At 40.3% G+C, this 11,465-nt stretch carries 13 protein-coding genes and 1 pseudogene; 8 read left to right on the plus strand and 6 right to left on the minus strand.

Annotated elements, in window-relative coordinates; all coding sequences use genetic code 11:
- The first annotated feature begins 231 nt into the window (after positions 1–231).
- From FTU79_RS03645 to FTU79_RS03655, 3 genes are read left to right on the plus strand one after another with little or no spacing between them, the layout of a single operon-like run.
- Positions 232–672 (plus strand): ribbon-helix-helix protein, CopG family, encoded by a 441-nt coding sequence (locus FTU79_RS03645; RefSeq protein WP_180008844.1) that lies wholly within the window; start codon positions 232–234, stop codon positions 670–672.
- 11 nt (positions 673–683) lie between these two features.
- On the plus strand, positions 684–878 hold the full coding sequence (locus tag FTU79_RS03650) for a hypothetical protein (protein WP_180008842.1): 195 nt from the start codon (positions 684–686) through the stop codon (positions 876–878).
- Positions 875–1,897 (plus strand): ABC transporter substrate-binding protein, encoded by a 1,023-nt coding sequence (locus tag FTU79_RS03655; protein WP_180008840.1) that lies wholly within the window; start codon positions 875–877, stop codon positions 1,895–1,897. The genes FTU79_RS03650 and FTU79_RS03655 overlap by 4 nt, the downstream gene beginning before the upstream one ends.
- Here FTU79_RS03655 and FTU79_RS03660 read toward each other — a convergent pair.
- Positions 1,815–2,446: pseudogene (locus FTU79_RS03660) on the minus strand (epoxyqueuosine reductase QueH). The gene FTU79_RS03655 and the pseudogene FTU79_RS03660 overlap by 83 nt on opposite strands.
- A gap of 614 nt (positions 2,447–3,060) precedes the next feature.
- On the opposite strand from FTU79_RS03660, the gene FTU79_RS03665 reads away from it, so the two are divergent.
- The 4 genes from FTU79_RS03665 to FTU79_RS03680 all read left to right on the plus strand — a co-directional run bounded on the left by FTU79_RS03665 (position 3,061) and on the right by FTU79_RS03680 (position 6,600).
- Positions 3,061–4,050 carry a putative oxygenase MesX gene (locus tag FTU79_RS03665; protein ID WP_180048944.1) on the plus strand — a complete coding sequence of 330 codons (990 nt, stop codon included), beginning with the start codon at positions 3,061–3,063 and terminating at the stop codon, positions 4,048–4,050.
- Positions 4,051–4,126: 76 nt separating this feature from the next.
- Entirely contained in the window at positions 4,127–5,155 is a 1,029-nt protein-coding gene (locus FTU79_RS03670) for a methionine synthase (RefSeq protein ID WP_180048945.1), read from the plus strand.
- Positions 5,156–5,259: 104 nt separating this feature from the next.
- Complete coding sequence (locus FTU79_RS03675; protein WP_180048946.1) at positions 5,260–5,754, plus strand: flavin reductase; 495 nt, start codon at positions 5,260–5,262, stop codon at positions 5,752–5,754.
- Between the two features lie 45 nt (positions 5,755–5,799).
- Complete coding sequence (locus FTU79_RS03680) at positions 5,800–6,600, plus strand: sulfite exporter TauE/SafE family protein (RefSeq protein WP_078193778.1); 801 nt, start codon at positions 5,800–5,802, stop codon at positions 6,598–6,600.
- Positions 6,601–6,740: 140 nt separating this feature from the next.
- Here the strand turns inward: FTU79_RS03680 and FTU79_RS03685 are convergent, their stop codons facing one another.
- The 5 genes from FTU79_RS03685 to FTU79_RS03705 all read right to left on the minus strand — a co-directional run bounded on the left by FTU79_RS03685 (position 6,741) and on the right by FTU79_RS03705 (position 10,879).
- Complete coding sequence (locus FTU79_RS03685; RefSeq protein WP_117007380.1) at positions 6,741–7,070, minus strand: multidrug efflux SMR transporter; 330 nt, start codon at positions 7,068–7,070, stop codon at positions 6,741–6,743.
- Between the two features lie 7 nt (positions 7,071–7,077).
- Positions 7,078–7,959, minus strand: coding sequence for a hypothetical protein (locus FTU79_RS03690; protein ID WP_180048947.1), 882 nt, complete (start codon positions 7,957–7,959; stop codon positions 7,078–7,080).
- Positions 7,956–8,972 carry an isopenicillin N synthase family oxygenase gene (locus tag FTU79_RS03695; RefSeq protein ID WP_180048948.1) on the minus strand — a complete coding sequence of 339 codons (1,017 nt, stop codon included), beginning with the start codon at positions 8,970–8,972 and terminating at the stop codon, positions 7,956–7,958. Before FTU79_RS03695 ends, FTU79_RS03690 begins: the two co-directional genes overlap by 4 nt.
- 81 nt (positions 8,973–9,053) lie before the next feature.
- Positions 9,054–9,935: an ABC transporter ATP-binding protein gene (locus FTU79_RS03700; RefSeq protein ID WP_120367011.1), complete on the minus strand. Its 882-nt coding sequence runs from the start codon at positions 9,933–9,935 to the stop codon at positions 9,054–9,056.
- Positions 9,935–10,879, minus strand: a complete 945-nt coding sequence (locus FTU79_RS03705; RefSeq protein ID WP_180048949.1) for an ABC transporter permease — start codon at positions 10,877–10,879, stop codon at positions 9,935–9,937. Before FTU79_RS03705 ends, FTU79_RS03700 begins: the two co-directional genes overlap by 1 nt.
- Before the next feature lie 230 nt (positions 10,880–11,109).
- Here FTU79_RS03705 and FTU79_RS03710 point away from each other — a divergent pair.
- The coding region (locus FTU79_RS03710; protein ID WP_180048950.1) for a transposase at positions 11,110–11,465 on the plus strand (356 nt) is incomplete at its 3' end.

The following is an 11,465-nucleotide window of genomic DNA, read 5'->3' on the forward strand; positions in this document are numbered from 1 at the left end:
AAAAGAAAGTTAAGAGTCCCAAAAAACGATCATTTTTCATGTTCCTCACTTGGCACAGTTTCTGCATTTCTATCGATATTACGAAATAAATATTTCGTATTACTTAAACAGGAGATGCATATGAACCGCCATCAATCTGCAACATTTCTGCATCAATTAAAGCAATTTTTTATTGAGCTACTGAGCGCCCGTGCGGGTTTCTATATTCAGCAAAAAAAATAAGGAACAACAGTGCCTAAACAAAAGCTGGCGCGTATCAGTATTACAGTACCTGAAAAAACAGTCGATGCTTTGGATCAAAAAATTGCCGATCAGCATTATGAAAGCCGTTCTCAGGCCATTGTCGACATGATCAATAAGCATCTGATTGCCGATCAGGAGCAACGAAATGAAGTGATGGTCGGCACATTTACCTTACTTTATGACGCAAGTAGTACGGCGCTACGTATTCAGCTTTTAGATTTACAGCAGCAGTTTTTAGAACAAGTAGTGAGCTCGCTGCATATTCAACTCGATGACCACAAAATTTTAGAAGTCATGATTCTGCAAGGCGTCAGTTCAGAGCTCAAAGTTATCAGTCAGCATTTTTCAGCACTTAAGAGTGTGATTAAAGGACATTTGGAGTTGATGGACGCTGTGATGCCGCCAATTCCGCAAAATGCAAAGAATTAAGGAGTTTTAAAATGGGCCAATTATATCGATCACAAGGTCATAAAGACCAAATCACAAATAAACAGCAAGCACATGCTATTGCAGCCAACCATAGACCAAATCGTGCAAAGCACAATGCTAAATCAGTCAGTAATCCGAATACACCATCGTTTTTGTACACCAATACCAAATTTAACTGTAATGCCATCGGGGAAATCGCACTATGATCAAAAAAGCCTGCTTATCTGCATCCGTTTTGACCGCCATCTTACTGGGTGGTTGTGACAATACAGCCAAAACACCTGAACCAAACGCGCAAGCAGAAGGCACAGTCAATACAAAAGCCATCACAATTGGCTATAGCGACTGGCCTGGTTTTGTCGCATGGCAAGTTGCTATTGAAAAAGGCTGGTTGAAAGAAGCCGGTGTCAATGTGGACTTTAAATGGTTTGATTATTCAGCTTCATTATCTGCATTTGCGGCTAATCAGTTGGATGCTGTTTTGGTCACTAATGGCGACAACTTAGTCACGGGTTCTGGCGGCACGAAAGGCGTCATGATTATGGCGACGGACTATTCTGCGGGTAATGATGTCATCATTGCTAAAGATGGCGTCAATAGCCTTGCCGATTTAAAAGGAAAAAGTGTCGCGACTGAAAAAGGCTTGGTTGATCATTTGCTTTTAGCGACGGCTTTGGATGATGCAAAAATTCAAGCTTCTGAAGTGAAGTTGGTCAACACCATGACCAATGAGCTGCCACAAGTATTTGCAAGTCCTGATATTGCAGCGATTGCCGTGTGGCAACCGGTCGCAAATCAAGCTTTGAAAGCTGTTGCTGGCTCTAAAATTATTTATACATCGAAAGATAAACCCGGTCTGATTTACGACACATTAACCGTCAACATGACGCATTTATCTGCCAACAAAGAAGAATGGAAAAAAATCATTCAAGTTTGGGATAAAACGGTTAAATACATCAACGACCCTGCAACGCATGCCGATGCAGTGAAAATCATGTCGACCCGTGTTGGCGTTGATCCTGCACAATATGAACAGTTTATTGGAGGGACACATTTACTGGATTTAGCTGCCAATAAACAAGTCTTTAAAAAAGGTACAGGATTTGATTCACTTTATGGCTCGAGTTATCACGTGAACAAATTTAATGTTGCCAATGGCATTTATAAAACCGAAATGGATGTCGATGGATCAATCTATCCAACGTTGGTTGAAGAACTGAAATAAGTTGAAATATAGCTAAAAAAAGCCCTGAATGATGTAAAAATTTCAGGGCTAACAACATCAATTTAATGTCCCAATAACTTATGCCTTCATAATATGAAGCGGAGCGATGACCACAGTCATTAATCTGCTTTATATTTTTCCAGCGTGAAATTCCCAGTGAGCTACTAATTAAGCTAAAACCATGTTCTGCCGCATAAAGTGCAGTACGCTCGAAGCGCATATCAAAACACATCGTGCAACGAATGCCTTTTTCAGGCTCATTTTCATAGCTTTAGCGCGAGCAAACCAATTGTCTGTGTCATAGTCAGAGTCAATAAACGGAATATTGTGTTTTTCTGCAAAGCGGATATTTTCCTCTTTACGGATTTCATATTCTTTTACTGGATGAATATTGGGATTGTAAAAAAAGATCGAAAAATCAATACCAGATTCAATTAAAGTTTCCATGACTTCGCCAGAACAGGGCGCACAGCAAGAATGCAATAAAAGCTTGTCATGACCTGTTGGGAGCGTCAGTTTCTGACGGTCAAGTTTGTTAGACATAATCATAAGCTATAAGTATAAACTTTATATTTTAGCGATTCATGGACATATCAAAGCTCGAATATGCTGATTTTTTCTAAGTACAAGTTGAGTCATATTCAGTATATTGACTAAAAAGCTGAAACGACATGAATATATGCTTATTTCATATTTTGTTTATCTATTTATGGCAAGGTTTAAGAACTTTATAGCTCAGGACAAAAGTATATTAGTGTTACAGATTCAATATTAAAACAATTAGTGATTTGATCTTTTTTCATTTTAAAGTTAGAAAAATTCACCCTAATGAATAAATCGCTAAATTTTGAGAGTTGAGATATTGAGCCAATCTGTACGATTCGACACATTTCAGATGTGTGTTTGAATGAAAAAATTTTCATTGAATTTTTTTTAAGCCCTTATTTACATTAAATAAAATTTAAATGCTACCTGGGTGGCAGTTTTTTTATCGCCAGTTGAATGATGCATAGTTGAAGAAAATTCATTGTATTTAAATCTTAAACATGAATTTATCTCACTTTTAGTTGAGGTTAAATCATTTTTATTCATCTTAAGTTTCACGTATAAATTACTTCATACAGAAATTTTGATTATTTTTAATTTTAGGGTAGTGAATCTCCATGAGTCATAAATTTGCATGTTCAATCAAACGTATCCGCTTTGATGAAAACTATAAACCAGCTGACAATACACGTTTAACAACGAACTTTGCCAATTTGGCACGTGGTGAACACCGTGAAGAGAATCTGCGCCGTACTTTGGCAATGATTAATAACCGTTTCAATAGTTTAGCTACTTGTGACAACCCAAATGCAGATCGTTATTCACTTGAAATTGACATCATTTCGGCTGAACTCGATGTGGAAGGCAATGGTCAAACTTTCCCATTTATTGAAACTTTAAAGAGCACCATCATCGACCATAAAACCAATGAACGCATTGAAGGCATGATCGGCAACAGTTTTTCATCGTATGTACGTGACTATGACTTCAGCGTGGTATTACCAGCACTCGGCTGTAAGTTCAATGAAAAACCTGAAGATTTTGGTGATTTACATGGCAAGCTATATCAACATTTGATCAATTCAGATGTATTCAAAGCTGAATTTAAAAAACAGCCTGTCATCTGTTTAAGTGTTTCAACGACAAAAACCTATTACCGTACTGCAAATGTGCATCCGATCTTAGGTGTGGAATACACTAATGATGATTACTCCCGTACAGATGATTATTTTGCAAAAATGGGCTTAAGCGTTCGTTACTTTAAACCTGAAAATGCAACTGCACCATTGGCATTCTATTCGGCAAATAACTTGCTCAGCGACTATACAGATTTCGAACTGATCAGCGCGATCAGCACCATGGAAAGTTTCCAAAAAATCTACCGTCCTGAAATTTACAATACCAATGCGACAGCAGGTTTAGTGTATCAACCAAGCTTAAGCTTTGGCGATTACTCATTAACCCGTATTGTGTATGACCGTGTCGAACGTGGTCAGTTGGCGGTTAAACAGGGCAAATGGACCGAAGAGAACTTTATCCAGCCATATCAAGACATTTTGAATGAGTGGGCTGCTAATTTTAGCATTGAAAATGCAGACGCAGCTTAATTTTAAAATACGTAAATAGATGAAAACGCGGGTGTAAACCACCCGTTTTAAAGAAAATAGAGATAGAAGATCGAATATGGCCATTTTACTCCCAACTTCAACTGCTGGCAGCTTACCTAAACCGTCTTGGCTGGCTGAACCTGAAAAATTGTGGTCAGCATGGAAACTTGAAGGCGAAGAATTATTAGATGCAAAACGTGATGCGTTGAAATTATCTTTGCATGAACAAATCCATGCAGGCATTGATATTGTCAGTGATGGTGAACAAACCCGTCAGCATTTTGTGACCACATTTATTGAACATCTTGAAGGGGTAGATTTCGAAAAGCGTGAAACGATGCGTATTCGTAATCGTTATGATGCAAGTGTACCGTCTGTGGTGGGCGAAGTATCGCGTAAGAAAGCAGTGTTTGTTGATGATGCAAAATTCTTACGCAGCCAAACCAATCAGCCGATCAAATGGGCTTTGCCAGGCCCGATGACGATGATTGATACTTTGTACGATGGTCACTACAAAAGCCGTGAAAAATTGGCTTGGGAATTTGCTAAAATCCTGAATCAAGAAGCTTTAGAGCTTGAAGCGGCAGGCGTAGATATCATTCAATTTGATGAGCCTGCGTTTAACGTATTTTTTGATGAAGTCAATGACTGGGGTATTGCGACATTAGAGCGTGCGCTTGAAGGTTTGAAATGCGAAACAGCCGTTCATATTTGCTATGGTTATGGCATTAAAGCCAATACCGATTGGAAACAAAGCTTGGGTAATGAATGGCGCCAATACGAAGAATCATTCCCGAAACTGCAGCAATCGAAGCTCGATATCATCTCGCTTGAATGCCAAAACTCTCGTGTACCGATGGATTTAATCGAACTCATCCGCGGTAAAAAAGTGATGGTTGGCGCCATTGATGTAGCAACCAATCAGGTTGAAACAGCAGAAGAAGTAGCAAATACATTACGCAAAGCGCTTCAGTTTGTAGATGCCGACAAGCTATATCCTTCAACAAACTGCGGTATGGCGCCTTTACCTCGCCAAGTGGCGCAAGGCAAACTAAATGCGTTAAGCGCAGGCGCTGCCATTATTCGCCAAGAATTGACCGCATAAATTCGAGCTGACTCGGTTTCATGTAAGGGCAATAAGGAAATTAAATTTGCTATTGCCCAAACCTGAGAAAGAGATAAGCCATATAGACCATTGAGATTGAAGAGATGATTGAAGCAACTGATTTTAGAAATGCAATGTCTTTATTGACGACTGCAGTCAACGTGATTACGACTGAGGGTGAAGCAGGCATGCATGGATTTACAGCATCAGCAGTATGCAGTGTGACAGATACACCGCCAACTTTGCTGGTTTGTATGAATCAATCATCTCGTTCTCATGCGCATTTTCTTGAAAATAAAGTTCTGTCTGTCAATGTTTTGGGCGCACAGCATGAACACATTTCCAATGCATTTGCTTCAAGCAAATTCAATTCGGAAGAGCGTTTTAAATTGGGTTCTTGGACTGTATTAGAAACAGGTTCACCGATATTAAAAGATGCTTTGGTCAGTTTTGACTGTCAGATTGAACAGATTCAAGAAGTGGGTACGCACAGTGTGTTTATGTGCCGTGTGGTTGCAATCAAGCAAAGTCAGCAGGAGGAAAGCTTGGTATATTTCAACCGCGCTTATCATGCTGTGGGTCAAGTGGAGTTGGCTTAAACCAGTCAGACTTCTTCAATACATCACTTTAAAAGTATCTATTTCGTGGAACTCATTACTTTCTTAATTATTGGCGCATTTGCAGGTTTTGCTGCGGGGCTGTTTGGTGTCGGTGGTGGCACCATCATTGTGCCATTGCTCTATATTGTTTTTAGCCAAATGGGCTATAGCCCCGATGTGATTATGCATTTGGCGCTCGGCACATCTTTGGCTACGATTGTGGTGACATCGATCAGCTCCTTAATGGCGCACAATAAAAATGGCGCTGTGATTTGGCCTGTATTTAAAAATTTAGCTCCGCCAATGGCGATTGGCTGTTTTGCAGGCGCGGGCATTGCAGGCTGGCTGTCAGGTTTGCATCTGCAAATGATTGTCGGTGTGTTTTTACTTTGGGTGGCTTATAACATGTTTATGGGTGCAAAAAAGCCAGTCGATCCCAACAAAACACTGCCATCTACAGGCAAGCAAATTGTGGCGGGTTCGGGTATTGGCGTTGCATCTGCCATCTTCGGTATTGGTGGTGGCAGTATTACAGTGCCGTATTTAACGGCAAATGGCGTGGTGATGCAAAAAGCGGTCGGGACGTCTGCCGCTTGCGGTTTACCTATTGCCATTGCTGGTGCATTAGGCTTTATGTTTTTTGGTATGCAACAGCAAGTTGAAATTCCAAATACCATTGGCTTTATTCATATTTATGCCTTTTTGGGCATTAGTGTGATGAGTTTCTTTACGGCTAAATATGGCGCGAAAACTGCGCATGCGCTTTCACCAGCAGTACTGAAAAAATGTTTTGCTGTGCTGTTATGTATTGTTGGATGTTTTTTTCTAGTGAAAGGCATTTTATAGAAGCCGACAGATCACAGTTAATTCATTCGAAAAGTATGCTCTAGTGTGCAACAGCTAGCTAGAGCATTTTTATCTATAGCAATTTAAGTCTTTAAAATTTCAGAAATATTATTTAAAAACTACATTTCAAAACTGACATTTCAAAGCTCTGTGCTTTTAGAAAAAACATTGATAATCACAATGCCTAATAAAATAAAGGCCAAACCAATCATGGCAGGCAGGTCTAAATTTTGTTTAAACACAACCCAGCCCACACATGAAATAAGCACAATGCCTGCAGCGGACCACATGGCGTAGGCTAAGCCCATGGGAATCGATTTAAAGGTCAAACCTAAAAAAAAGAGCGCAATGGCATAGCCCAACACGGTAAAAATAATCGGTACTAGTTCGGTAAAGCCATTACTGGCTTTTAAGGCGGATGTAGCAATCACTTCGGCAATGATTGCAATGAGCAAATATATAAACGACATTGATTTCCTATAGACATTCTACGGCATGGTACAAGAGGTGCTGTTTTTCATTTTGCAACCAATCTGTACTTTCTGTCGTGGTATCAGTGCGACGCTGAAATGCATAATGTGGAACATAAATATCCACCTCGAACATCAGCTGTACTGCTTGACCATTAATAATGACGTTTTGCTTTAAATGTGTTTCATCAATAACTTCAAAATGATCAAAGTTAAGCACTTGATTTTGCTGAGATGAAGTCGTTGTATAGTGCTTATGCAGACCATCTACAGCGATGGAAACTTCAAAGCTTTCAATCACCGTTTTATACATAGTAGGTGCAGATGATATGTCGATGCTGGCAACTGTTTGCTGATCTGTAGGTAAACGGCTCAGTGCAAAGGCCACATACTTATCACAAATAATTAAACCACCATCCATCGGCAATGGTTGATGACTTTCTACATCGAGGGCTGACTTCAACCGCAGGCCTAAAAATAGCCCTTCATGAACTTGCTGACGCCAGTCTTCGACATACACATTGCTTGGAGAGAATTCTAAAATACAGTTGCCAATCGCATGTAGTTTTGCAGGTTCTGGCCATTGCACATGATTTTGATAATTTGAGTGTGCTTTAACATCCCAAGACAATAATTGCTGTTCAGCATCCCAAAGAGTGTTGCCAATCCAGCCTTGACGCTCATTTACTGGCGTATTTTCTTGGCTTTTTAAACGTAGATCGATAGTGAAACTACGTGACTGAAACCAATACACAATGGTTTTTTCATCCGTTAAACCATTTGAAAAACTAATGCTTTTACGGCGAAAAGCACCATACAAATAGTCTGGAATAGGACCTGAAACCTCTTGGCTGGCTGGAAGCTGTGCTAAAGCCTGAAATAGATTCATGCGCTTGCTCCTTGTACTTCTGTATTTTCATCCATACCAAATGATGACAAAGGCACAGCATTTCTTAGACTCAGCTCTCCTGAAGCGATACGTTTTTTGAGATAACTAAAGGTTTGCGCGGTTTGATTAAATAAATGTTCACCACCAATTAAGGGCTGATATTTAGGCGCTTCAGTTGAATGTACTGGCTCAATGATCGTGTCGTAATTGCAGGTGCAGAATAAGGGGAAAGAGTAGCGTTCTTCAGAGACTTTTTTAACACGGTGTTTGGTGGCCAAATATTTGCCATTCGACAAAATTTCCATCATGTCGCCAATATTCATCACCAAGGTATTTTCAATCAATGGAATATCCATCCATTCACCTTGTTTATTGAGTACCTGCAAACCTGGTGCAGTCGGCAAGAGCAGTGTAAAGCACTCATAATCTGTATGCGCGCCAATACCTTCGGCATCTTTCACTTCAGGGTTATACGGATAATGAATTAGACGCAGTTGGCTGGTCGGATGGGTAATTTTGCGCTCAAAAAAATGCTCATCTACATTCAAAGCTAAAGCAAAGGCCTGAAAAATCTGCTCACTAATACTGCGTAAATGGTGGTAATAATCACTGACTGTACTTTTAAATGTGGCATCATCTGGCCATAAAGTAGGGCCAAGTAAAGGAAATGCCTTAGTTTCGCCGTGATAATCATAATTGACGTCATAGGCTTCTTTTAAGTCATAGCTGTTGCCTGCAAATTGTTCTTCACCAATTGGCACATAGCCACTATGATTTTTCGACAGCCCAATATAGTGTTGCATTTTACTGGCGGTATCTTGTTGGAAATAGCGCTTTGCCACCTGAATCAATGATGTCGCAAAATCAAAATTGAACTGATCACCTTTTAAATATAGAAAACCAACATCTTTACAGGCTTGATCCAACGCGGTTGCCACCTCTAAGCGTTCTGACAGTACCGTGCTTTGCATTTTTGAAATATCTACAAGTGGCAAAACATAAGATTCATTCATCTTCAATTCCTATAAAGTTGGCCGTCCAACGCTGTAGTACATCATTTAGGCCGTCCTAAAGATGAAGAGGGATTAATCCAGTTATTTTTGCGTACTGACTTGGGTCATACGTGGAATTTTCGGTAGGTTTTCCATCGCTGGGTCGAGCTCGTCTTCCTGCGCATGTACCAAGAAATCCACCCGTTCACGCAGTTGTTTAAATTCAGGACTCAGCATGAGTTCAGGATTACGAGGACGGGGTAAATCGACCTCAATAATTTCTTTAATTTCACCAGGATTGGCTTTGAGCGCCACAATACGATCCGCCAATAAAATCGCTTCATCCATATCGTGGGTCACAAAAATGATGGTGATATCAATGTTTTGCCATAGATCCATTAAATGCTTTTGCATTTTTTGACGGGTATGCGGGTCAAGTGCGCCAAAAGGCTCATCCATCAATAATATTTTTGGTTCATTGACCAATGCGCGGGCAATAGCAACGCGCTGTTTCATCCCGCCAGAAAGCTGATGCGGATACTGATCTTGGTATTTTTCTAGACCAATAATATCAATCCATTCTCGGGCGCTGGATTCGGCCGAAGCATTGCTGGCACCTTTCATTAAAGGGCCAAACATCACATTTTCTTTGACCGTTTTCCATGGAAAAAGCGTGTAGCCTTGAAACACCATGCCACGCTCAGGGCTTGGGCCTTCAATCGCTTGGCCATCGACCAGCAATTCACCGCTACTGTAAGGATCAAGCCCAGCCACAATTCGGCTAAAGGTCGATTTACCGCAACCCGATGGGCCAATCACGCAGATAAATTCACGTTTATGAATCTTTAAATCCAACTGATTTAAAATAGTGCGTTCAGTTTTGCCGTGCTTGAAACTTTGTGTAAGTTTTTTTGCTTCTAAAATGACAGGGCGTGCATAAATTGCATCGAAATAAGTGGTGGCATTAAACTCTGTGCTGTTCATTATTTTGCTCCTGCTTTCCATTTAAATAGACGTTGACCGAGTTTCATTAGCACCACATCGCACACCAAACCAATCACCCCAATGATGAGGATCGCGGCATAGACATTGTCAAAGTTTTGGTAACGCGCTTGTTGGGTGATAAACCAGGTAATCCCAGAGGTTGTGCCGATCAGTTCAGATACGATCAGATAGGTCCAAGCCCAGCCGAGCAATACACGCAAGTCGCGGTAAATATCAGGAAGCGCTGCTGGAATCACCACATGAAATAAGCTTTTTATTTTATTGGTGCCCAGCGTAAAACCTGCTTCAATCAGGCCACGGTCTACCATCCGTGTGGTGTTGGCGATAATTAGAATTTGCTGAAATAGCGTACCAATCACGATAATGGCAATTTTAGGTGCATCATTAATGCCTAAAATCGCAACGGCTAAGGCGCCAAAAGCAGGAGCGGGCAAGTAACGGAAAAACTCAACAAAGGGTTCGGTCAGTAGAGATATTTTTTGAGAAAAACCGCAAAGAATACCCAGTGGAATACCGATGAGAGAGGCAATAAAAAAAGCGCTGAACACAATTTTAATACTGTGCCATAAGCTTTGATGAAACCATGGGGCATCAGGTTGGGCAGGTGGAGTTATAAAAGCCGTAACTAATGCTTTTGCTACTTCGTGCGGTGCAGGTAGATAGATCGGATTGACCAGTTTGCCTTGCGGTGGTTCTGCACCTGCATTGACCGCAGATTGTGCTTCGGCATAAAACACCGCTTTGTCGACACGGCTATCAACCTGAAAATAAGGCACACTGCCAGACTGCGTAATTTGTACCTGAGGATGCCATAAAAATGGCAAATAACTCACTGCACACCAAATGAGCACAGGAATTAAAAATGATCCTAAGCCAAGCAATAGCTTGCTTTTTGGACTGAGCTCTCTTGCGACATAACCCATACTGACCAAGCCCCAATATTACTTTTTTAATAAAACGTAATACTGTTAAGCAATTTGAATGCCAAACGCGTGTATGCCGTGTTTTATTGGCCTTATGTAAAGTTAGATAGGCTATAAACAGCAAAAAGCCTGCAAAAGAAGCAGGTAATATTAGGGTCTGTTGACATTTATTGATTAAAAAAATAGCGAGATAGTAAAATTAAATCGCCAAACCCAATTTTACACTCGCTATGCCTCGAACAATGCTAAATGATCAACACTGGTCCAAGTTACTTGCTATTTTCCGTCACTTTAATATTTATCTCAAATTAAATTTACGGAATTTTATTGAAGCGATTTTATTTCGAATTAGAACAGGCTGTCCTTGGCGTGATTTACCTCAAGAGTTTGGTAAATCAAATTCTATTTTTAAGAAATATAATCGATGGTCTAAAAATAGTAAGTTTATGAATATTTTTAAATTATTCAGCCAGCATGCTGATAAAGAGTGGATTTTTATCGATGGGAGCCATGTACGAGCGCATCAACATTCAGCTGGTATTAAGAATCAAAGTATTTCCAAAAGTATTGGTGGTAATAGTTCAAA

The organism is Acinetobacter sp. YH12144 (assembly GCF_013418345.1).
GTDB lineage: Bacteria > Pseudomonadota > Gammaproteobacteria > Pseudomonadales > Moraxellaceae > Acinetobacter > Acinetobacter amyesii.